This window comes from Myxacorys chilensis (assembly GCF_059505265.1).
Genome location: NZ_JCACKG010000249.1, coordinates 1 through 22,379, shown reverse-complemented (window position 1 = coordinate 22,379; position 22,379 = coordinate 1). Strand labels below are relative to the sequence as shown.

Annotated in this window: 17 protein-coding genes; 7 read left to right on the top strand and 10 right to left on the bottom strand. The window is 47.4% G+C overall.

What is annotated here, in order from left to right:
* Positions 1-52 precede the first annotated feature (52 nt).
* Positions 53-247: a hypothetical protein gene (locus tag AC5JLB_RS25595; protein WP_495876655.1), complete on the bottom strand. Its 195-nt coding sequence runs from the start codon at positions 245-247 to the stop codon at positions 53-55.
* Positions 248-545: 298 nt separating this feature from the next.
* Here AC5JLB_RS25595 and AC5JLB_RS25590 point away from each other — a divergent pair, with 298 nt between their 5' ends.
* On the top strand, positions 546-1,238 hold the full coding sequence (locus AC5JLB_RS25590; RefSeq protein ID WP_495876654.1) for a ParA family protein: 693 nt from the start codon (positions 546-548) through the stop codon (positions 1,236-1,238).
* Positions 1,231-2,217 (top strand): ParB/RepB/Spo0J family partition protein, encoded by a 987-nt coding sequence (locus AC5JLB_RS25585; RefSeq protein WP_495876653.1) that lies wholly within the window; start codon positions 1,231-1,233, stop codon positions 2,215-2,217. The genes AC5JLB_RS25590 and AC5JLB_RS25585 overlap by 8 nt, the downstream gene beginning before the upstream one ends.
* Before the next feature lie 426 nt (positions 2,218-2,643).
* Here AC5JLB_RS25585 and AC5JLB_RS25580 read toward each other — a convergent pair whose 3' ends face one another.
* From AC5JLB_RS25580 to AC5JLB_RS25555, 6 genes are all read right to left on the bottom strand, one after another.
* Positions 2,644-4,410 carry an iron uptake porin gene (locus tag AC5JLB_RS25580; RefSeq protein WP_495876652.1) on the bottom strand — a complete coding sequence of 589 codons (1,767 nt, stop codon included), beginning with the start codon at positions 4,408-4,410 and terminating at the stop codon, positions 2,644-2,646.
* A 33-nt stretch (positions 4,411-4,443) separates the two neighbouring features.
* Entirely contained in the window at positions 4,444-5,973 is a 1,530-nt protein-coding gene (locus AC5JLB_RS25575) for a choice-of-anchor L domain-containing protein (protein WP_495876651.1), read from the bottom strand.
* Positions 5,974-6,078: 105 nt separating this feature from the next.
* The gene (locus AC5JLB_RS25570; RefSeq protein ID WP_495876650.1) at positions 6,079-10,755 is read right to left on the bottom strand and encodes an SdrD B-like domain-containing protein; all 4,677 of its coding nucleotides are present in this window, start codon (positions 10,753-10,755) and stop codon (positions 6,079-6,081) included.
* 63 nt (positions 10,756-10,818) lie between these two features.
* Positions 10,819-11,643, bottom strand: coding sequence for a hypothetical protein (locus AC5JLB_RS25565; RefSeq protein ID WP_495876649.1), 825 nt, complete (start codon positions 11,641-11,643; stop codon positions 10,819-10,821).
* 273 nt (positions 11,644-11,916) lie between these two features.
* The gene (locus AC5JLB_RS25560; protein ID WP_495876648.1) at positions 11,917-12,768 is read right to left on the bottom strand and encodes a helix-turn-helix domain-containing protein; all 852 of its coding nucleotides are present in this window, start codon (positions 12,766-12,768) and stop codon (positions 11,917-11,919) included.
* 249 nt (positions 12,769-13,017) lie between these two features.
* Positions 13,018-13,920, bottom strand: a complete 903-nt coding sequence (locus tag AC5JLB_RS25555; protein ID WP_495876647.1) for a helix-turn-helix domain-containing protein — start codon at positions 13,918-13,920, stop codon at positions 13,018-13,020.
* Positions 13,921-14,311: 391 nt separating this feature from the next.
* Here AC5JLB_RS25555 and AC5JLB_RS25550 point away from each other — a divergent pair, with 391 nt between their 5' ends.
* The 3 genes from AC5JLB_RS25550 (at position 14,312) to AC5JLB_RS25540 (ending at position 19,266) form a co-directional block, all read left to right on the top strand.
* Positions 14,312-14,959, top strand: coding sequence for a sigma-70 family RNA polymerase sigma factor (locus tag AC5JLB_RS25550; protein ID WP_495876646.1), 648 nt, complete (start codon positions 14,312-14,314; stop codon positions 14,957-14,959).
* 94 nt (positions 14,960-15,053) lie between these two features.
* Positions 15,054-16,448 (top strand): DUF1822 family protein, encoded by a 1,395-nt coding sequence (locus AC5JLB_RS25545; protein ID WP_495876645.1) that lies wholly within the window; start codon positions 15,054-15,056, stop codon positions 16,446-16,448.
* A 19-nt stretch (positions 16,449-16,467) separates the two neighbouring features.
* On the top strand, positions 16,468-19,266 hold the full coding sequence (locus AC5JLB_RS25540) for a pentapeptide repeat-containing protein (protein WP_495876644.1): 2,799 nt from the start codon (positions 16,468-16,470) through the stop codon (positions 19,264-19,266).
* On the opposite strand, the gene AC5JLB_RS25535 is transcribed toward AC5JLB_RS25540, so the two are convergent.
* The 3 genes from AC5JLB_RS25535 to AC5JLB_RS25525 form a co-directional block, all read right to left on the bottom strand.
* Positions 19,258-19,404: a hypothetical protein gene (locus AC5JLB_RS25535; RefSeq protein ID WP_495876643.1), complete on the bottom strand. Its 147-nt coding sequence runs from the start codon at positions 19,402-19,404 to the stop codon at positions 19,258-19,260. The genes AC5JLB_RS25540 and AC5JLB_RS25535 overlap by 9 nt on opposite strands.
* A 378-nt stretch (positions 19,405-19,782) precedes the next feature.
* Positions 19,783-19,917 (bottom strand): hypothetical protein, encoded by a 135-nt coding sequence (locus AC5JLB_RS25530; protein WP_495876642.1) that lies wholly within the window; start codon positions 19,915-19,917, stop codon positions 19,783-19,785.
* Positions 19,918-19,928: 11 nt separating this feature from the next.
* On the bottom strand, positions 19,929-20,972 hold the full coding sequence (locus AC5JLB_RS25525) for a tyrosine-type recombinase/integrase (RefSeq protein WP_495876641.1): 1,044 nt from the start codon (positions 20,970-20,972) through the stop codon (positions 19,929-19,931).
* Between the two features lie 126 nt (positions 20,973-21,098).
* Between AC5JLB_RS25525 and AC5JLB_RS25520 the strand changes: the two genes are divergently transcribed.
* A complete protein-coding gene (locus AC5JLB_RS25520; protein WP_495876640.1) occupies positions 21,099-21,890 on the top strand; it encodes a DUF4058 family protein in 792 nt (263 codons plus the stop codon).
* Positions 21,890-22,379: hypothetical protein (locus tag AC5JLB_RS25515; RefSeq protein ID WP_495876639.1), on the top strand; the 490-nt coding region annotated here is incomplete at its 3' end. The genes AC5JLB_RS25520 and AC5JLB_RS25515, both read left to right, overlap by 1 nt.

Below are 22,379 nucleotides of genomic sequence, written 5' to 3'. Positions count from 1 at the left end.
TTCATTAAAGGTACGACAACAATTCTTGCAGTGAAACGTTGCATAGCCCAAGTCAGCGGTGCGTTGCAATCGAGCGGTGTGAGCCGAGCAGCAATGCGGGCAATCCATGAGTTAGCTGGGCGGGAGATTGAGGGTGTAGCCAATTTATCAAGTAGGGGCTTCTGCCCTCAAGTTGAGTATTCAGTTCTGACAGTTTCAGTCTAAAGAAGTGCGATCGCGAATCAGAAATTCCTCGAGCATCAGTCACAGACTTTACCTCGATTCAGCAGGTCTGGCTCAAGCACTCCCATTACAAAGCGTGAATACCGGTATTCACGCTTCTGAATTTGAGAAATATGAAGTGCGAATACCGGTATTCACGCTTTTGGATTTGAATTAGCTAAAGAAAGCACTCAAACCTTGCGATTTACCAGTATTATCATTTCATCGACTTTTGAGAGAGCCTTCTAAGATCATTTGCCCTCTAAGTCAGCGACAGAAATCATCGGATTTATCCCAGCACCAAAACCACAAAAGTTTAGAATTCACGTTCCTTCAATACTGCTATGCCTGCCCTATCGACCTCTAAAAAGAAAGCCAAACCCTCAGCCAAATCTTCCACTTCGCAACCCATCATCCAGCCTCTTTTGGTTTCAATCCTGAATCAAAAAGGCGGAGTCGGAAAAACCACGATCGCCGTCAATCTCTCTTATGCCCTAGCACAACGTGGCATCGAAACCATTCTGATCGATGGCGACCCAAACCGCAGCACGCTAGTGGGAGCGCGATCGATTGTTTACAGCGAAAGTGTTCCGCTGCGGGTCATGAGCGAAACCGCCTCAGTCGGACAAACTGGAAACTGCCGCCACTTTTTCGTCGATACCAAAGCTCGACCCGAACCACTTGACCTCGAAGAAATTGTGCAGCGCTCGACATTAATTCTGATTCCCAGTTCAACCAAGCAAGATGAACTGCGCGTCACAGGTTCCACAGTGAAACTCTTAGATTCTGTTGGCAGTCAAAAGCACCGAATCGTGCTCAATCGCGTCCATCCAAACACCCGAGAAGAAACCCTGACCACCTTCAAAGCCGGATTAAGAGCACAAGGCATTCCCGTTTTTGAATCCGTAATCCGTGATTATGCTGCTTACGATGAAGCCTTTGGTCGAGGAATCTCGATTGGACAACTGCGGGGTAAGACAGTCGAAAAAGCATGGTCAGATATTCAGCAATTACTTGAGGAGATTCTCAATGGCTAATCGGCTTGCAGCAGCTTTGCAAAACATTGGGTCCATGATGCCCACCGCAGATCTCGATAACCTGCCCGCGCCAAAGACTGAGAAAAACGGCAGTGAAGCCGTCATCCGATTACGCTTATCAGACATTGAAATTAGCGATCGAGTCCGACAGTCCCATGATGAAGTATTAGTCCGTTCTTTTGTAGAAACATTTCGCTCCTCTGGATTTCGAGGGGTTCTCTGGGTCCGCCCTACCGCATCAGGAAAATATAAGCTGATTGCCGGCGGAACTCGCTATCTTGCGTGTCAACAAGCAAAGATTGAATGGGTAGATGCACTCGTGTTTGAGGTCGATGCGGCTGAAGCGCTTGATCTTGAGCTTGAAGAAAACCTGAAGCGACGGGACTTTAACGATTTAGAAACCGTTCACGGCATTCTCCGATCGCTAGAGCTTGAATTATCGCTGTCTCGTGAGCAAGTCATCGCCCTCTTTAGCTGGAACTCCCGCAATCGTCAGTCCGATGGAACGCACCGCCCTCCCCGCAAAGATAGCCTCCTAGCGACGATTCCCCTCGAACAGCTTGAAGCGTATTGGGCCATTGTCGAGCGTAAATTTGAACGACTCGGACGCTACCGGCCTGAAGGATTTCGGGTCAACTTTTTGCCACTGCTCAATCTTCCGCAGTCCATTCAAACTGCGATTATGCAAGGCCACTTAGAAGGATCAAAAGCGCGTTTGCTCGCTCGAATCACAGATGAGGAAGCCCGCGAGGCGTTGCTCGAGCAAGCGATCGCAGGAGGTTGGTCCCGTGATCAAATCACAGAAGCGGTTAAGACTTGGCGTGAAGAACAAAGTCCAGAATCCGCGGATCAAGCTGAGCCGTTTTCGAGCCGCGTTAAATCCGTGATGCAGCGTCTTTCTAAAGCCTCTTTAACCGGGCGATCGCGCACAAAAGCAGAACGATTGCTGAAGGAGTTAGAGGCCTTGCTGGACGCTTAGGATGGTGGATTAAAATCCTGAGGCTAGCTACTATGTCCTAATACCGAATGCGGCTGATACGGTTCCTCTAGCTGTTTGCACTCCTCTTCACTGAGCTCGATCTTCAGGGCGAACAATGCATCTTCCAGAGAAAGTGTCAAAATTGAATCCTTAACAACCTGAGAAACAAGGCTTGAATGACAAGAATAAGAAAGCTTTCTGAATCATTTCGACTCAGCAGATTGAAACATGACTTCTAACGGCTGCACTCGCTCAACATTCAAGTCTTAATTCTGACACTTTCCAGAGCAATATACCTCTTCAGCAAGCATCATAGCCCCGTTGTCGCTCCCTAAAGTCTGGAGTGCCAATTCTTTCGTGACAGAGCGATCTCTCCATCCAGATTCTCGCAAAGGGAGTTTTTTGGTAGAGACACGTCAGAAAACGCTAGAAGGAAAAGACGGTTCGGAGAGTTGCTGTAAAAATGGTGTCACCCTTGAGGTTGCTAGGATTGGTGATGACTTGAAAGGCTGGAGAAATAGATACACTGTCATTCACTCGAAAGCGGTAAAACGCTTCGTAGTTTGTCTGCTTTGCGTTAAAGAAGCCAAGTAAGTCATCTTGTAAACTGAGGGGCTGACCGACAGAAATTCCAGCTAAATCGCCTGTTCTAAAAGTATCTGGGAACGCAAGTCCTGCTGACCAAGCGATCGCTTGAACATCGCCAGGAAAGTTAAACGCATACCCAAATCGACCAAATAATCCTAAATGTTTGCCTAACGCCAGTTCCAGGTTGGCTCCTAAAACCTCATATCGGCTGCCTGCTTGAGTGCCACCACTATATTGAAGCCGAATGGCAACGGCTTTAGAGGGTGCAAATCCTAATTCAACGATACCCAGATTTGGAGCATCAAAAATGCCGCCCCGCTCAGTGTTACTATCAAATACCGAAGTGGACGTTGTCAGGGTTGACTGCTCTGCTCGGTAAGCGGCATTGAAGGTGAACCAGCTTTGACCAGGATTCCAGTGAAGTGCGGCTCCTGCACCTGGTGCATCATTGGCAAGGAGAAGTTGATTGTTGACCAGTCCGTAGGTTGAGAAATTGGTGGCGCGGTTGTTGGCGTACCGATTGAAATCTACATAATCGGAAATGTAACCTTGAGGAAAGAATGAGACTTGTAAATCTTGAGAGATGGGAACGGTGTAACTGAGGCGATTGACGCTTAAGCCAGAAGTTACGTTATTCGAGTAATCGAGGGCGCTATTGGTTTGCAAAAAGCGGCTGACCCTTCGACTCGATTCGATGCCTTGGAGCAAAGTCTGACGAAGGCTCAAGGCTTCTGATGGGGAGGCCCCTTCTTCGAGACTAAGCGTTGCAATAATTCCAGCATAGGCATCTCGAACTTCATCGACGGTCTGGAATCTCGCGAGTCCAATTCCTAAATCATCCAATGTCACGCCTAAAGAACTTAGAGGAAAAAAAATGCGCTCAAATCGTCGTTGAATCTCAGCTTCTCTAAGTTGCACAAAGCGATCGTTAAAGGCCCGATTTTCTTGCTGTAGAAATCCTGCGGCGTCGGCGTTCGGTGTGCCTGCTTGCAGTTGAGTGAGGAGCAAATCTTTGCCACTGAAGCTGGTTTCTAGATTGAGGCGCGATCGCTGTAAGAAAACTGGGTTTGCAGAGTCACCTGCTTGAGTTCCGCCATTGACTGAAAAGATCACTTGTCCGCGCAACTTCGTCGTGGTGGAAAACTGCTGAGATTCTAGTTTCGCGGTTCCAGATTCTAAAGCGTCTACTCGACCTTTCAGCGCGGCTAATTCTGTCTTGAATTCTTCCTGTAAGCGTTGCAGTGTGGCTAAATCTTCTTGACGAACTTTATCGGCTAACCCTGCTTGAATCAGTTCGTTTACGCGATCGAGGGCTGCATTAAGTCCTGCCGCGAACTCGTAGCGGGTCATGGCGCGATTGCCGCGAAAGGTTTTGTCAGGATAGCCTGCGATCGTGCCGTAGCGTTCGACCAAAGATTGCAGTGCCTGAAATGCCCAATCTGTTGGCTGTACGTCTGAGAGTTGAGAAACCGATGTGACTTGAGGTTCGCTCTCAGAACTATTATCCAGAATGGGTCCAAGTTCTCCTGCTGAAGCCTGACGATGCTGAGTGACAATGCTCAATGTACACAAACTGCCAACAATGCATAAATGAACTTTGTTCATTTTCTCATCACTCCTTAAAGGTTGCTGTCGGATTCAAACGATGAAGTTGCTAGGATTGCTCAAATCATCCACAGAGATGTTGTCAAACAAAATGAAGGGGACGGGTCTAAATGCAGCATTGTTAGGACCGTCTGGGTCGATCTGAAGTATGGCTAAGTTGACGTTGGCTTGACGGAAGCTGATAATGCCATCAGTAATCGGATTTGAGCCGTAATAGTTGATGCTTTGAAAGACACCAGAGAGAACAATTTTGTCTTCACCAATGGTGAAATCAGTAATGCGATCGCCCGCCTCGTTGATGTTTTGGTAAATGAACTGGTCTTTGCCACCGCCACCTGTAAGAATGTCACCAGCTTGAAGTCCAATGATTCGCTCGGCAAGGTTTGTTCCAACCAAGACATCCCGCCCCGGTGTGCCAATGATGTCTGTTATTGGAGTGGGGGTTGGGGTTGGAGTGGGAGTTGGGATTGGAGTGGGGGTTGGGGTTGGAGTGGGAGTTGGAATCACCTCAATTGTGACTGTTGCGGGTAGGGATTCTCCAAGTGAGGTAGTGTCTTTATATGTAAAGCGATCAGTGCCAATAAAATTGGGTGTTGGAGTATAGCGAAAGGAACCGTCTGTGTTCAAAGCTAAAGAGCCATTTTGTGGGGAAGTAACTAAGGTTGCATTGAGAGTAGCAGAAGTTGGATTCGCGTCATTTGCTAAGACTCCTCTACTTGCATCAATGACAAGAGGCGTACTTTGGACTGTGCTGTAAATATCTTCCTTAGCAACGACGAGTACTCCTGAACCGTCAATATCCGGAGGGCGACGAGTTCCCAAAGTGCCTGCTTTGATAAATACAGCAGAATCATACCGCCCATCACCTACATCCTTGACCTCAATGATCAGAGTGTTCATTTTGTTTTTCTGTAGGGGAGCTTGAAAAGTAAGAGGAACGGTATAACCATCTAAACGGGTTTGGTCGCTAGCAGGTCCAGTATTGACGGGATTATCAATGTAATAGGGCTTGCCACTGGCGGCAGGAGAATTGAGGAGATTGTTGATAGTGACTAATTTGTCATTTGGGTCACCACCCGGAAGAGTAGCAAAGTTAGTTCCATTCAATGAGAGTGAGAATTGATCGTTGAATGACCTTCCCGCAAATTCTTTGAATTCTTCAGATCCGAAAACATATTGAAAATATAAAGTATCTTTACGGTCATCCGCGAAAAAATCAATTTTGAGTTGAATCTTGTCTCCCTCCTCTCCTCGTGGATCTCCTTCTGGAGCAATCGGAGGAAAGTCTGTACTTAAGTCTTTCATGAAGTCTGCAACTGGACCACCTGCGTAAATGTTTCTACCATCGGCAGTATTAATACCGGGTAGATCACTGACCCGCCCAGTACTAAGAGCAATTCCAGTGCCGAGTTTAAAAGGATCGCTGCTGAAGGAGCCAAAGGCGCGACCATCACCGATCAGGCTGACATTGAATCGGCTCAGTCCTTCTAGACCAGTTGTGTCGTTTTGGATAGCACTTAGGAGTTGAGTGCGATCGCTGTTTTGCGTGACTTGAAAAACCATGAAGCTCTCTACAACACGAATGAGGTGAACGTTAGATCTGATGAAAAAGTAGACGATCTATTGACAGCACATTGCTGATTAGTCTGCTCTATAGTTTGAAGTTAATCAACGTGGAACAGGAGGAGGAGTAGGGCAGGGCAATCCCACAAGCGTAAACAGTGAATTCTTTGAGGGATCGATGAAACCATAAGAACCGAGCCGTTCCAATCCTTGACCCTGGATAACCGCGATCAGATCGGCAGGTAGAGTGCCTGCGCCTGCTAAGACATCGGGATTTCCAGCGTAGAGAGCAACTATTTCAGGATTTCCACTATTTCTAACTTTCGCTGAGAATTCTTCTGGCGCTTCCCTGAGATAATAATTTCTGCCCTCTACTAAATCGTCAATGCAGCGGTGCAATTGAATTTTATCTCCCTCAGTGGAATTGAAATCTTTAATCCAAGCATAATCACTATTGCCTGAATTGACGTAAAAGGTACTATTCTCATCTCCAAGCACAAACGTATCTGCATCTCGACCACCCGTTAGGCTGTCCTTATCACCTGAAATCTCTCGCAATCCAATTGAAAAACTGCTTCTAATTCCCTCAGCGGGAACCTTAAACCGAAGCGGTTTAGTAGTGAAGTTAAATTCTTTGGGTAAGGTTGCAGTGATGCTATAGTTCCCGTCTTGCAGTGAACCGAAAGAGAAAGCACCGAATTCATCTGATGTGACGACTTGAATGGGTTGCCCATCTTTCTGGAGTGTAATAGTAATTCCTGGAATGCCTGGTTCATTGGGTTCAGCCTCACCATTCCCATTTCTATCGTTGAAAATAAATTGAGATGGTCGCATGGCTAGGTCAATTTTGAATGGAATCTGACTGGTACCAATGAGAGTATCGTTGCCATCATCAGCATCGATGATGTCATCCCCTAAACCGCTGTTGATCGTGTCATTTCCGGCTCCAGTAAAAAAGACATCACCTAAGCCTTTTTGGTTAAAGTCGCCACCAAACAAGTTATCGTCTTGACTCGTACCAATAATCAAAAGCCGTTCGATGTCGGCAGTGTTGAAATTGATTTGAGAGCGTAGGGTTTGGTTTGGATCATTTCGGAGCAGGATACCAGTATTAAATCCGCCAGATACACCAGCAGTGCCATAATCATTGAGCGAGTAGTTAACCGTCAGTCGATCGGTTCCATCACCACCAGACACATAGTCAATTTCGCCATTACTGAAACCAGGATTGATATCATTACCCTTGCTATCGCCAATTAACACGTCGCCATAGGCAGAACCCAGTATATTTTCAATGTTGTTAAAGGTATCGTCCGTTGCTTCTCCCCGGCTACCAACATTGCTCAAATTAACAGTGACACCGCTAGTTGCCTCAGCATAACTAACAGTATCGCCTCCGCCTGTTAGATCATTTGTGAGTGATTGCAATTCTCTGCTGCTATTGTTTCCTCCATCTAACTTGTCTGCTCCTTCTCCTCCAATGAGCAGATCATCGCCATCCTGCCCATTGAGAACGTCATCTTCAGCTAATCCGCGCAAGATATTATCTTGTTTGTCTCCATCTAACTGATCGCTATATTTAGAACCTTCTAGATTGAGGAATGAACTGTAATCCAACCGAATTACTTCCGTCGGATTGTCGGGGTCTGGCTTGCTCTTGCTAGGGTCTTGCTTTCTCTTAATCTGATCGCCTTTGGCAAACCCACCCGATCCGCCAGTCATTAAGTTAACTTGAACTCCTGCTCCATCATCAGCTAGCTGATAAGACAACCAATTTTTATCGACTCCATTGCTCAAATCATCCATACCGCCATCCAAGATATCGGCTCCACGCCCAGCATAGATTACGTCATCGCCCAAGTAGCCATCGACGTTCCCACCCTGCTCCCCAGAAACTAATACATCGTTAAAAACGGAACCTTGAACATTTTCAACATTAAAGATGCTATCACCCTCTGCCTCACCACCTGACCCACGATTCGCCAGTAAAGGAGGAATCACAACTCCAAAGCTAGGAGAACGAGGTGCAGTATTTTGATTGGATAGATTGATGTAAACTGAGGCGTTGGAATAGAGATAGCTAACTGCATCTATGCCTTCTTTGCCGTCAATAGTGTCGGCTCCCTCTCCACCCAGCAATACATCATTTCCGATTCCGCCTTGAAGTACATCTTTTCCAGCACCAGCATCTAGAACGCTGCCAGAGGATTTAGCGGTCAGGATGTCATTATATCGAGAGCCTTCGACATTCTGGATGTTGATTAGAGTATCTTGAGTGCCATAACCATCTCTAGCAAAGCCAGTTTCTAGATTGACTTCAACGCCTGTTTGGGTATCATTTTTAAGACTGGGGTCTTCCGCATAAACTGCTGTGTTAATTCCGCCTCTACCATCTAGAATATCGTTTCCTTGACCACCATTGAAGAAGTCGAATCCAGAACCGCCAATTAGAGTATCGTTTCCACTATCTCCGTTGAGTTGACCGCTGGCGACAATATCTTTACTACTAGTCAAAACACCTAACAGTGATAGCTCAGGTTGATCAACGAACTCAACGAGATCGTCTGCTGCCCCCGCGTTGATTACAATTAATTTGACATCTTTATAGGGTTTATCCGCAGGGTCTAAACCTGATAGAAGCACTTCTCTATTGAGGGGTGTACCTCCTTCGTCCTTAACAGGGTCATCAACAGAATATGGCTCTGTTGCTGTCAGTTTGATGATATCGACACCGTTAGTACCATCTCGCTCGATCACTCCTTGTCCAGCTAATTTATCTCGCGCTTCTTTGCTCAAGGGCGGATTCTGGAAGTTATACTTTCCATCGCATAATGAATTGCCTGATGAGTAGTCAATCAGACGCACTCTTGCTAAATCAACGCGCTTAGTGACGCTAAAGAAGCCGAAACCTAGCTTAAAAGAGGCAAAAGCGATAACTCCAAGTTCGCCAGAAGCTTCTAAAGCACATAACGGATCTGCAACCTGTTCTAAATATGTCTTTGGCTCCTTCAGTCCGACTCCAGCATTTAGAAAAACACCACCTCCTGCGGCAACCGTCACGATCCCAACACTCACGCCAGCAGAGACATCGACTTCTCCTGATAAGAGAAAGTTTGGCGCGAACTCTTTATCCTTTTTTTTGTCTAAATCAGTGTTCGGTTTACCTAGAAAGAATCCGTCAAGCAGTCGTGTTGGATCTTTGAAGTCATTTGCTTTGTATTCTTGCAACCCTTTACTATCGTAACCGAATCTAAGTTGAGCACCTACTCCGACATTCCCACCGATTAGAAGAACTATCGGTCCAAAGATTGAAATTGGTGGAAGGGCTAACCCTGCATCAAGTGATAGAAGTGGAGTCTGATAATCAAGTAAGTTAATCGGCTCTTTTGGTTGTTCTGCCAGTAATAATTGAACAAAAGGCGATGGGTTTTCAAGAACTGGGAAAAACTTTAAGATTTTACTGATTGCTTCATCTGGAGCGATCGCAGCCGCAAGTCTTTGATTCGGGTCTGCAAATGCCAGAGCAGCCGGACTAGGGGCTTTGATTTGGTCGAGGATGGATGGGGAGCGCGTCTGTTCAGGGGTTAGACCATTAATCTTAAAATCTCCGAGATCTAGCGGCTTACCTAGGGCATTAATGAAGCTAGTAGTTTGATCGAGGATATCGATCGCGTCAAGAAAAGGTGTGATCGTTGAGCCTTTGGTTAGATCGAATTCTCTAGCAAGATCAATAAGCTTAGTTTTGGGTGGTATTGGCAGTTCAGTGTCTTTGATCTGTTTTAAGGGACCATCTGTAAACACCTTGGTATAATTTCGTAGCTCTCCAAGGGTTTCATCAGCAAATGTTCTCCAATTAACTGAAACATTCTTCAATTCAGTTGTGGGGGGTGTAAGTCCGGTCTTACGATCGAATTGCAATCCAGAGATACTGAAATCAGTCGTTAAGGAGGGAAGAAAATCAACGGCTTTTGCCTCAATTGTTAGCTTTAAGTCTCCACTTGCAGTTAGCGTTGGATCACTCGCGACCTTAATATCATTCTTGATGTCAGTGACTCTGACTTGTTTTGTGCTACCTGTAATGTCCGCAGCAAATTTACTGGTTATCTTACTGTCATTGTCCTTTGCCGTCACTTTAAACAGACCTAAACTTCCCCCTAGTTCCAAGGGTTTGTTGTTGGCATCTTTTAAGGTTGTTGTAAGTGTAGCTTCGATTTCATTTTGATTTCCAACATCAATAAACACTCCACTTGCATCTACACCTAAAATAACCTTCACGCCCAAGTCCAACGTCGGAGTGACACTACCATTGAGCGACAGCCCTACGCTAGGCAAGCCCGAACTAGCTCCGAGGGGGACACTATTATTAAAAATTTTACCCAGCTTAAATGTGAACTCGATTTTACTGCTGTCAGGTGGAAACGGGACTGAAACATAATTACCTGCTTCAGACTGGGCATCTCCATTACCTGCTTCAGGCTGGGCATCTCCGTTGAGCTTAACGAGTAAATTTAAGCCCCCAGGTCCAAGCGCATTATAGAGAGCCTCTTGAATTACTGCGGTGCTTTTATCTTGAGTTTTGTTGAGTTCATCAAGAATGCGTTGCTCAACTTGTTCCGCAACTTGTTCCGTAATTAATTGCTCTGCATACGGCTTGAGACTCAATCCACCTAACAAGGGCAAGTTATCTAAAACCTGAGTGCTAATAGTGGATTTGATTGCTTCTAGGATGGGCTTAATCGACTGCGGAATCAGACCCAAATTCTTCTCAGTTGGAGTTGCCATAAGTAATACACAGGTGAATTAGAAGTGGAAAGAGCTAAGTCGGCAAATTGCTTGTGAACTGAATCAAAGTCCCATCAAAGCTCTGATTGCTCTGGCATTACCAGCTACACCGGGAGCTTTGAGAATTTGATTGATAAAATCTTGACTTGCATAGACGGCAAGAGTTCGCGCTTGCATATATCTAGGTCTGCTGGAGTCATCTTTATTTAGACCATTGGGACAAATATCCCAACCATGCCGAGTTTTACCAGGAGGAGCACTGCAAAAAGTTGGTGGAAGAAAGTATCCAGAAGTTAGATGAGGCACTCTAGCGAGCAGCACACCTGGGTCATTTATCGGGGAGGATTGCAGGGATACAGGTGGTTTTGGAATTGTGGTGCGACCAAGCCGAATGTCAATCCCTGTATTTCCCATCTCTACCCAATTAGTATGAGTATAAAAATCTTGGATGGTATGTAGCGTTCCTCCCAAAGCAATTCGTGCATTTCTGCCGTTGGGTGAAGGACTTGTGATTTGACCAATGATATAGCTTTTGAGATTCAGTAAGCGTGTTGTCGCAGCAGGAAATTCTTCATTATCAAAGTGCTTCTCCGCGACCCAGGCATCACCAGTTAGAGAGTCGGTAGAAATATTAGCATCGCGAATTTCTGCGCGAGCTTGACGAGAAAATTTTAACTTCACACCTCCTACAGGTTCTGCAATACTGAGCATTGCTGCTGACGTAATACCGAGATGTCCTGCTTCGTCGGGTTTGAATGCCAGGACCAACTTGGCTGTGAACAGGTAACCAAGTAACAGTAGAACTATAGTAATAGTAAAAGTAACTACAAAGTTTTTGAAAGTATTTCTACCGTGTTTAAAGGCAAGTTTCTGTACTCTAAAGTTCATAGCTTCTTTTCTGGGAATGTAATGATCGAAAAGTTCATTGTCAGACCAAGCTAACTAAGCGCAATCGCATCCCTCAGCGTTGGCTGTAGATGCTTATTGAAGAGAGTTATCGAATGGTCAACCTGAGTTACTAATTGCGATTGGGCTGTTCTTCAAAGATGTTTGTTGCTAACGAGCAGTTTTCTTACAATAGGGATGTAGATTTCTAGGCAAATCCTACCAGACGCGATCGCAACAGTCAGACATGATCTTGCGAATTTGAACAAGATCTTGCTACTGCTTACGAAATTGTTTCGGTGATATTTCCACAAGCTTGCCAAAGTGTTTTGCAAAATGGCTCTGGTTAGAGAACCCGCACTCTAGGGCGATTGCAGTAATAGTTCGCTCCGGTTGCCTCAACAACTGCTTTGCCCGTTCTACCCGTTGTTGAATCAGATACTGATGAGGAGATATTCCAGTCGATCGCTTAAACAAACGGCAGAAATAGTATTGACTCATATCTAACTCGTCAGCGATCGCTGCCAGCGACAAATTCTCACCCAAATGAGCGTGGATATACTCGATCGCTTGCTTCAATTTGAATTTAGATAGTCCGTCTTCATACTCTCGAAAGGTGAGTCTGCGAGTTGAGTAGCGTCGCAGTAGATGAGCTGCCAAGGCTGTTGCCATCGAATCTCCATAGAAACCATTTCCACTCCCGCCAGTATCTAGATCAGATCTCAGTGCTTGGCAAATTTGATAAACGAGTGCGTCCGATCTCTTCGGTTCAAATTGGATTTCAACTCGATCAGGGTCAACCGTCTCATGAGCAACTTGAGCAACAAACGCAGGGTCAAGATAGAAGTGAGTAAAATCAATCTCTTGATCCCAACAAATCTGAGAACATAAACCTGCCGGAAACACTTCAATATATCCGTCTATATAGTCATTTGGGTGATATTGCACTCTGCATAACTGACCTTCCATCACAAGTTCTGCATTAACGGGTTGACGGTTTTTTGCGATGATGATGATATGCTGAAGACTATAAAATGCAGGTAACTCCCAAGCTGGCTGGATAAAATTCGCTAGCTGAATGCTGCTCCACCCTGACCGCTCACTCGTCATGAGAGGTGGATTCGGCATGATTAATGATGTCGCATTTTGTTGGAAATGATCGACGCTCAAAAGCTGAAGATTTGACATTATTTTCGTCTCTCGGTGGATGATCAGAAGCTAGTTTTGTTCACTCATAGCCGCGATCGAAATCAATCTGAGATTTCCGCCATTTCAGATAAGAGAAATTTCTTCCTCTGCCTTTTTTAGCGAAACCGCGATTAGCACAAAGCGCAACTCCGCAGGAACCGCAAAATATTGCACTTTCTCGATTGCCTGCTAAATCTTGCGAAACTGCTGAGGTGTAAGCCCTGTGTGTTGGCGAAAGTATTTGGCAAAGTGACTCTGGTTTGCAAATCCACACTCGATTGCGATATGAGTCACTGTTAGCTCCGGTTGTCTCAATAACTGCTTTGCCCGTTCTACCCGTTGTTGAATCAGATATTGATGGGGACTGACTCCGGTAGACTGCTTGAACAGACGACAGAAATAGTATTGACTCATTCTCAACTCACGCGAGATCGCTTTTAGCGATAGTTTTTCGCCTAAATGCTCATGGAAGTACTCGATCGCTTGGTTCAGCTTGTAAGCAGACAAGCCATCCTCATACTCTCGAAGTTGGTGATTGCGAGTTGCGTAATGCCGTAATAAATGGGCTGACAGCGCGATCGCCATTGAGTCGCCATAGAAACCATCGCCGACTCCGTCTGAGTCCAAGTTCGCTCTGAGGGCTTGACAAATACTGTAAATTACAGGGTCTGCTCTCTTCGGCTCAAACAAGATGTGCACTCGATCAGGGTCGATTTTCTCGTAAGCCACTTGAGAAACAAACGTCGGGTCGAGATAGAAATGCGTGAACGTAACCTCATTGAGCAAGCGAATTTTATAGGGTAAATTAGCAGGAAATAATTCAATACAACTATGATCACTTGGGCAATACCGCGCCTTGCGTGCCCGACCTTCTACCTCAAACTCGACCTCGACAGGTTGGCTTGAACTGACAAGCGTAATGCAGTGCTGCAAAACGAAGAACTCAGGTAATTCCCAAGCAGGCTGACGGAAATGGGCGAGATGAATGTCACTCCATCCTGACTTTTGACTGGTTAAGATCGGTGGATTTGGAATGGCTGGCAGCGTTCCATCTTTTTTGAGTTGGTCGATGCTTAAAGGAAGATTTGACATTACTTTCATCTCTCAGGGGAGGATCAGAAGGTGGTTTTGTTCACTCATAGCCGCAATCGAAAGCAATCTGAGATCTCTGCCATTTCAAATGAGAGGAATTTTTCTCTCTGCTTTCTTTAACGAAACCGCGATCGCAAAATATTGCATTTTCCCAAAAATTCTACTGAGCATCACCAACACGCTGTTGTTCAGATTCAAGAACGTCTGGCGTAGATAATTAAATGATGACGAGCGCATCTCAGTCCGTTGAACCGTAACGCCATCCCTGAGTTTAAAGATTTTAGACTACGGATGCTCTCGGCAAAGACTTCTAGTAAAGTCAAAAACAGATTGTGCCAATTTTTCTGACCGACACATAGCGTGGTTTTTACTCAGTAAGGATGCATTCTCCATGATTTCCTCTGATTTGCCTGCTTCTGTGCTGCAATGGCTCGAAACCTTCATCGAGCGCAAGAGTGTCGATCCAATTGCTCGCAGGCAAACTCGAAATACCGCGATCGCTTGGGAAGATGCAGTCCAAGCTGCCCATGAAAAACTGTGGCGCGTCACGCAGCAAGGCTGCTTTCGGTCTGGAGGTGAAACCGAGTTCTATCATTGGGCAATGCGGGTCGCTTGCTTTGCCATCATTGACTATTGCCGTCAGCAGCACAGCCACTCCCGATATGACAGTTTAGACCAAGTGCTTCCAGGGACAGATATTCCGCTATTAGAGACTTTAATCGATGAGTTCGACGGACTAGATGCGATCGACCGGGCGGATTGGATTCTCAAATTCGTGGAAATAATCACTGACCTGAATCAACGCTATCCAAAACGTGGCTATCTAAAGATTTGGCAAGGACTTGTTCAGGGCAAAACTCAATCTGAAATTGCCTGTGAATTGGGAGTCGAGCAACCCGAGATTTGTAGACGCTGGAAACAAGTCCGGCAGCATATTGTGACTGCTTACAGTCAGTTTGAGGGTGAAACCATTGCCCAACAACAGCAGCAAGACGGTCAACGCCCGCGAACTCGTCGCCGTTCCACAGAAGAATGGTAGAAAAGTGGGCTGGATATGTTTCGGTGAATCTCTATAATTTTCAGCCCTTGATTCGTTTAAGTAAAGTAGACGCTCCATCCGCTAAAGAGGCAATATGTTTAGCATCACGCAAAGCAAGTACCTGATCGTGAGCGACTTTAGCAATCTGCATCCAGCTTCCCCTCCATTAGACTCTCCCAAAGCGGGCGAAATCTGGCAACTCCAACGAATGGTGCGAAGTCCTCTAACGTTATCAGAACTCGACAAACAACGGTTATATTCAGAGCCAGCCCAACAATTTATAGCTGGAGCATCATCGCCCCGTTACGTCATGATTGTGCGATCGTCAGAACCCGATCTTCTGACTGAAAAGCCGTGGCAACTAATTTCGGTCATGGTGTTGTCTCCAGAAACAGATTTCTTGAGTGATATCGATGTGTTAATTCCGTCTACAATTTCTGGCATTAAACAAGATTTGCTGGCGGAGACGTGGCACGTTTTACCGATGTTGGTGTGCAATCTTCGGCAACCGATAGGTCAACGCCTGTCCAGAGCTATTTATGACACTTTGATGAGTGTAGGAGATGCCAACGAGGGGCTAATTGAAACGGCTCCGTTGCAGGAGGTTCGATCATTAGGACTTGCGATCGCACCACCTCTGACGCATCAGCGAGCAGACATTCAAGCTTATCATCAACAGGAAAAAGCATGGAGTGATGTCCTGAGTGTTCCGGTTGCTACCTACCACACCTATTTAGATGCCCTCAGACGAGTTGATGTAGGCATTGCGAAAGCACTGTACATTGAACAAGAATTGCAAGCGTTGACCGTAACGCCACTTCTGCAACGAGTGTCCTTGATGAACTGGCTGCGGCATCAGTTTGAACCTGGATGGGTGGCGATCAACTCTTTAGCTCAAGCCAGATTGCTGCGTTTAGATCCGATTCCGTTGCGAGCATCTGTAGAGTCTAATGACGGAACGAGCGAAACAGAGATTACAGCCTTGATTAAGCAAGTGTCCTCTGCACCCGATGCAATTGAACAACGCAGAGCCGCAAAGCAGTTAGGCACGATTGCTAAGGGGCATGAGGCTGCCATTCAAGCCCTACTAGAGGTGCTGCGATCGACGACGGATGATGAAACACTTTGGACAGCTGTAGAAAGCCTCTGGCAAATCGATCCAGGGAATGCTATATCCACACGACGGGTCAAGCTGATTGATTTAGGGCTGCAAGTGAGTGGGAAAACTGTGGCACTTGCGATCGCGCTGGTGCGAAAGTCGGATCAGCGCATGGGCGTGATGCTGCGAGTTTATCCCACAGGTGATGAACCCTATCTTCCTCCTGACTTGAAGTTGATTTTGATCGATGATGCCAACCAAAGCTATGAAGTCACGGCAAGGCACAAGGATTTATATATTCAACGGAAATTTAGTGCCGATGCCGGGGAAGGCTTCCGGGTGCGCGTCGCACTTGAAGAAGCTAATGTGACGGAAAGTTTTGTGCTTTAGCCAATCTCAGGATCAAACCATGCAACCCAGCGATTGGCATTTGAGCAGCAAACGGTATTCAGGGCGATCCTTTAAAGGACAGGATCTTACAGGCGCAGATTTCCAGAATGCTGATATCCGAGGAGCCGATTTTACAGGCGCAAACTTAACTGACGCGGATTTCACAAACGCGACAGCGGGACTGCCCTTTAGGACTGCGCTGTTATTCCTCATGGGACTGTCAGGATTTACAGGCGCTGCCGGATTTCTATCAAGTTTAGCTGGATTTTGGATCGCCTATCAGTTGACGCTCGACGTTCCCAAGCTATGGGTCTCGATCGTGTTCTACGTCGCGATGCTGCTGATTTTTGGCATCGTTAACCACTACAAAGGCTTGTTCAGCGCCACTGCTATCGTTCCAATCACGGTTGCCGCTGTCATCCCCCTTGCAGGTATCGTGCTGACCCCTGGATCGGGCTACCCAACCGCAGGCAGCGCAGGCGCAGGTATTGCCGCTGTTGCCGTAATCGGAGCTGTGATGGTGGCATTGGCAGCGACCAGCGCCAAGATGATTGCCGGATATACACCCGCTGGAGTCATCATCGCGGCGTCGATCGCGGGAGCAATTGTGGCAGAGCAGTCTGGACACAGAGATGGGCTGATAAGCTTGGGCATCAATCCAAACCCACAGAGCGTGATCAGTCAAACGTTAGTCGGGGCAAAGATGGCAGAAATTGTTGCTGCGACTGTCGCCCTGCTGGGTGTCTACATCGCGGCAAAAAGCTGGACAAGAGATCCCCGCTTTCTCGGCATCACTAATGCGGCAGTTGCCCTTGCTGCTGTGGGTGGAACGAGCTTTCGATCAACCACGCTTACCCGCGCTAATTTCAGTCGGGCGACGCTAAAAAACAGCGATTTTAGACAGGCAACGATGACTCACACGCACTGGCGAAACGCAAAATTGGACTTGGCGCGACTGGGCAACTCAATTTTGCGCCAGCCAGCGGTGCGTCATCTGTTAACAAGTGGTGATGGACGCGGTCAGTCGTTTGCTGAAGCAACCTTGCGTGGTGCCAACCTAATCGGAGCAGATTTAAGCTGTGCCAATTTTCAACAGGCAGATTTGAGCCATGCAACCCTGCACTCAGCCCGTCTCGACTGGGCAAACCTCACTCAAACGCAGGCAATTGCAACGGATTTTAGCTATGCTCAGATGACTGGAGCTTGTGGTCTTGGAACCTGGAATATTGATGGTTCGACTCAGCTTGAGCAGGTGGATTGTCGTTGGGTTTACTTGCTAGAGCATCCAAAACCTGGAACGGACGATCGCGAACGTCGTCCCAGCAGTGGCGAGTTTGCAACTGGAGAATTTACTCACCTATTTCGAGAAGTTTTAGATACTGTTGATCTGATTTTTCGCAACGGAATCGACTGGAGAGCTTTGACACAATCCCTGCAACGAGTTCAAGTTGAACATCCATCGTCCCAACTAGACATTCAGAGCATTGAAAACAAAGGTGATGGCATTGTCGTTGTGAGAATAAGAGCGCACCCAGAGATTGACAAAAGCGCTATTCACAGTCAATTTCTTCAGTTCTACGGGGATGCGATCGCGCAGCTTAATCAGCAAGCCAAAGAATTGAAGCAACATGAACAGGAACTTCAATCCATCCGCTCGGTCCTCGACGACCTTGCTCCACGCTCTACTGACCACAGCATGGTCGTCATCCTTAACATTGGCAAGGGAAATTTTGAGACTGGATTTCCAGTTACACTTCAAATTCTACAAGAAGGAACCGCTTTGCCATCGGTGCAATGTATTGGTGAGTTACCTCCAAACATACGAATCGACCACTCCTATCGAGAGTGGCAATCTGCCTACCGCAGAAGTTTGAAAGCCGCTCGCCTAGAAGTTCCAAGCCAAGTTACAAACGTGAGCCGCGATGAGTTCTTTGAAGAGTGTTTTGAAGCCGCAAATTGTCTGACTAGAGAAATGAACCGCTGGCTTGCCTCTGACTCCTTTCGCCCGATCGAGCAGGAACTCCATATGCGGCTGAGCTGCCATCAACCAATTCGGGTCATTTTACAAACCGATCAGCCCCAACTGCGTCAACTCCCTTGGCAGACTTGGCAATTTTTCGAGCGCTATACTCAAGCCGAGGTTGCATTAAGCAAGATAGTCTATCGGTCACCGGTTCCGATCACAAGAGAGACCGATGTCAATCCTCAAGTGAGAATCCTGGCAATTTTCGGGGACGGTCGTGGCATTGATTTGCAACAAGACCAATTGGCGCTAGCGACTTTAGAGGCAGACGTGACGTTTCTAGTAGAACGCGGACGACACGAGTTGAGTCAAACCCTTTGGAACCAGTCCTGGGATATTTTGTTTTTTGCAGGACACAGTAGCAGTCAAGCCGATCGATTAACAGGGGATATCTGCATCAATTCAGAGCAGCGGCTACAAATTGCTGACCTCAAATCCGCACTGACCCAAGCGATCGCGCGTGGATTAAAGTTGGCAATCTTTAATTCGTGCGATGGCTTAGGACTTGCTAATGCGATCGCTGACTTGCAAATTCCGCAGATGATCATTATGCGCGAACCGGTTCCTGATTCGGTGGCTCACCTGTTTTTGATGCACTTCTTAAAGCGATTTTCACGAGGACAAACCTTTTATCAATCGGTTCGCGAAGCACGAGAGCAATTACAGGATTTGGAAGACCAGCATCCGTGTGCAGCTTGGCTACCGATGATTGTTCAAAATCCGGCTGAGATTCCCCCGACTTGGCAGCATCTGAAGCATCAGGGCAAAATCAGCCAAGTCAAGGGCTCAGACTAAATCGACGAGATAATGCAGCCGCTTGCTGAGGGGATTGAGCGTCACCGTTTCAAGTTGATCGCGCTGACGAGTACACTGCTTGGCTAGAAGACCGGAATCAGCCGGTTGCGATCGCGAGTCATGGGAAGCTTCTCTCAACTTCTACAACGTCGTTGCCTTCGGCTTCCAGAAAAGAATCTTTCTGCGAGGGCAGGTTTTTACAATTGCTCTGCTTGTATGAAGGGCTGCAACACCTGCCCAACAATTGAAGAAAATTGAACTAAGCAATCGCACCAAGGAATCGTTGAACAGCAATGCTTTATGAAGTTGCTGCTGCATCTAAGCAACGGTCATCGAGCGCTGATTTACATGAATGTGCTCTTCGAGTCGGTTAGGACACTCCTGTTCAGGCAGCCACCGCCACCGCTTGATGCAAAACCTCGAATATATCAACCGTTGATCTCGATGAGCGGCTCGTCGAGGTCGCCAGCGATGATTGCAGTGGCGCATCGCCCTTTGATGGCTGTCTATCACAGGCTAACCCAGCCGCGATCGTTCCCGGAGGTCAAGGTCACGGGTGGGAATCAGCCGCACAATGACCGTCTGCTTCAGCATAGGTGTGGTCGGATTCAGCCATGAGGTGATCAGGTGAACTTGGAGCCTCCGAATCAATGAAGCTATTCTTAGCGGTTGTTGGTGTTCAAGATATTGCCTTTCAATCCAGCGTTCTCCCCACATTCCGGGGCCGAAGTGCCTGTTGTTTCGTAGAATGCCGCTTCCGCCGCCGCTTGGTCTGCCGCTTTCGTGTAGCGTCGAAAACTTTGCACCGAGCGGTGGCGCGTTAGCGTCATCACATGATAGGGATTCATGCCCTTCAGCACCAAATTTGTCGCGAAGGTATGACGGCAGCGATGAGCATAAAAATCGATTTCGGTTTTCTCAGAAAGCGCATCCACCACTTTGCGAATGCCTTCATAACTGAGTCGCTGTCCCCGATTGCGCCGCGAGTGTGACACGAACAAGGGACTGACGGGTTGAATCACTTCTCCCTGCTGTTGTCGCCATGCCAAATAGGTTTCTAGTCTCTCGATCGCCGCTGCCGTTAAAGGCACGAATCCTTTGCTGTCTGCTTTGGCTTGACGAATTCTCAGCCGCCGTCCATCGAAGTCTTCGCAATTGAGAGCAGAAACCTCGTTGGCGCGTAAGCCATGCAGCAAAATAGAAATCAAGGCTAGGTTTCGCTCCGGCATCGAGCTTTGCCGGATCGCCCCATAGATTTGTTCAACTTCCGTCTCATTCAGATTTTGAGCTTCAGGTTCGCTCAGTTTAGGTAACTCTACTTCGGTCGTCGGATCAAACGGAAGGTAGCGAGATCGCATCATCCAACCGAAAAAGTTCTTGACCGTTCCCAACACCCGCCGCACCGTGGCATCTGACAAGACCCGTTGATTTGTCTCCCCATCCGTTCGCATTAAATGCGCTTTGAATTGGGCGACCTGGCGAGGCGTTACGCTTGCCCAGCTTCGATCGCTCCAATTGAGAAACTGCTGCAAATCTTGGCGATAGGCGTTTTGGGTTCTGGGAGCTAGCGATCGCGCCTGCAAAAACTCTTCAATCCGCAATTCCCGCAAATCACTCGGTTCTGAAACCGATTTTTCAGTGTGGAGGGGCTCCCGACGGACGGGAAGAATTTGGATTTCTGGAATCACTCTGAGCTTCGGTTCCAAAATTGCCTCCGATTTTAATTACAGATAATCATCATTAGCTGGAATATGACTAGCATACGACATCCACCAAGAAGCAAAATGAAAAGTACGGTAAAATCAAAACACCTCCAGCGCTAAGAGTCATCTATGCCGTCGCCGTTTCCGGGAATGAATCCCTATCTAGAACAGCCTGTGTTTTGGTCGTCGTTTCATACCCGATTCATGGTAGCGATCGCCGATGCGATTACGCCTAACCTGCGTCCAAAATACTATGTGGATGTCGAAACGCGCACTTATGTTGATGAAACCGATGAAGAACTCCTGGTAGGGATTCCAGATGCGCTGGTGCTTTCTCCTACTCAAACTTCACCCTTGACTCCTGGTCGCAACCCCACTCATAGTGCAGTTCAAACTCGTCCCCTGCAAGTTCGTTTGCCGATGCCTGAAGAAGTCAGAGAACGGTATCTGGAAGTCCGGGAAGTAGGAACGGATGCGGTGATTACTGTCATCGAAGTGTTATCTCCCAAGAACAAACGCACGGGTGCAGGACGAACGCTGTACCAGAAAAAGCGACAAAAGGTGCTGAAAAGTCTCTCTAATCTGGTTGAAATTGACCTACTGCGAGGAAACTCTCCGATGCCGATGACAGGTGCGGTTGGGAAATCAGATTATCGAATTTTAGTCAGCCGGGAATCGAGTCGCCCGATTGCCGATTTGTACGGCTTCACCTTACAAGAACCGATTCCCCAGTTCCTCCTTCCCCTGAAATCAGATGACGAAGAGTTAGCGGTGGATTTACAAGCGGTGTTGGGCGGAGTCTACGAACGAGCCAGCTATGAACTGCGGATTGATTACCATCAGCCTGTTCCGCCGCCCAAACTCTTGCCAGAGGAGCAACAGTGGGTGGATGAGTTACTTGCCCCGCTGCGGAGTCCGTAATGCCGAAAGCCCTGCCGGAAAAGTGTCGCCTGTGTGCCAAACTGCCTGCAACGGAGGCGAAACAACGGCACGGCGAGGAGGGCGACGGTTGCTGGGATTCACGAGTCTGTCCGAATCGCCGCTCCTATGCGCGGCACCGCGATCGGCGCAATCAACAACGCAATCAGAAACGCTGGGCAGAACAAGGACGGATTACGGTTCAGATGGATGATGACCCCTTAGCCGCAGACACAATTGCCCAGATTCGCCAGCACGAAGGCAGGAAGCAGATTCAGTTTGAAACCGAGTTGCCCCATGCAGGCTATTCTGCCGTCTTGCAGGTGTATCGTCGAGCGGTGGATGCACCCCTCGTGGCGATCTCCGGTGAAGTGTGGTGCGGACGAACCAAGGAAGCCGAGATTGCACCCATTGCTTGTGCCACGTTAACGCCTCGTCAAGTCGAAATCTACGTTGAGCGATTGCTAAAGAAACTGAGCGAAGTATACGGAA

Coding starts and splice junctions, on each gene's coding strand:
- AC5JLB_RS25590 (WP_495876654.1), top strand. CDS start 546: ATGCCTGCCCTATCGACCTCTAAAAAGAAAGCCAAACCCTCAGCCAAA.
- AC5JLB_RS25585 (WP_495876653.1), top strand. CDS start 1,231: ATGGCTAATCGGCTTGCAGCAGCTTTGCAAAACATTGGGTCCATGATG.
- AC5JLB_RS25580 (WP_495876652.1), bottom strand. CDS start 4,410: ATGAACAAAGTTCATTTATGCATTGTTGGCAGTTTGTGTACATTGAGC.
- AC5JLB_RS25575 (WP_495876651.1), bottom strand. CDS start 5,973: ATGGTTTTTCAAGTCACGCAAAACAGCGATCGCACTCAACTCCTAAGT.
- AC5JLB_RS25570 (WP_495876650.1), bottom strand. CDS start 10,755: ATGGCAACTCCAACTGAGAAGAATTTGGGTCTGATTCCGCAGTCGATT.
- AC5JLB_RS25565 (WP_495876649.1), bottom strand. CDS start 11,643: ATGAACTTTAGAGTACAGAAACTTGCCTTTAAACACGGTAGAAATACT.
- AC5JLB_RS25560 (WP_495876648.1), bottom strand. CDS start 12,768: ATGCCGAATCCACCTCTCATGACGAGTGAGCGGTCAGGGTGGAGCAGC.
- AC5JLB_RS25555 (WP_495876647.1), bottom strand. CDS start 13,920: ATGTCAAATCTTCCTTTAAGCATCGACCAACTCAAAAAAGATGGAACG.
- AC5JLB_RS25550 (WP_495876646.1), top strand. CDS start 14,312: ATGATTTCCTCTGATTTGCCTGCTTCTGTGCTGCAATGGCTCGAAACC.
- AC5JLB_RS25545 (WP_495876645.1), top strand. CDS start 15,054: ATGTTTAGCATCACGCAAAGCAAGTACCTGATCGTGAGCGACTTTAGC.
- AC5JLB_RS25540 (WP_495876644.1), top strand. CDS start 16,468: ATGCAACCCAGCGATTGGCATTTGAGCAGCAAACGGTATTCAGGGCGA.
- AC5JLB_RS25520 (WP_495876640.1), top strand. CDS start 21,099: ATGCCGTCGCCGTTTCCGGGAATGAATCCCTATCTAGAACAGCCTGTG.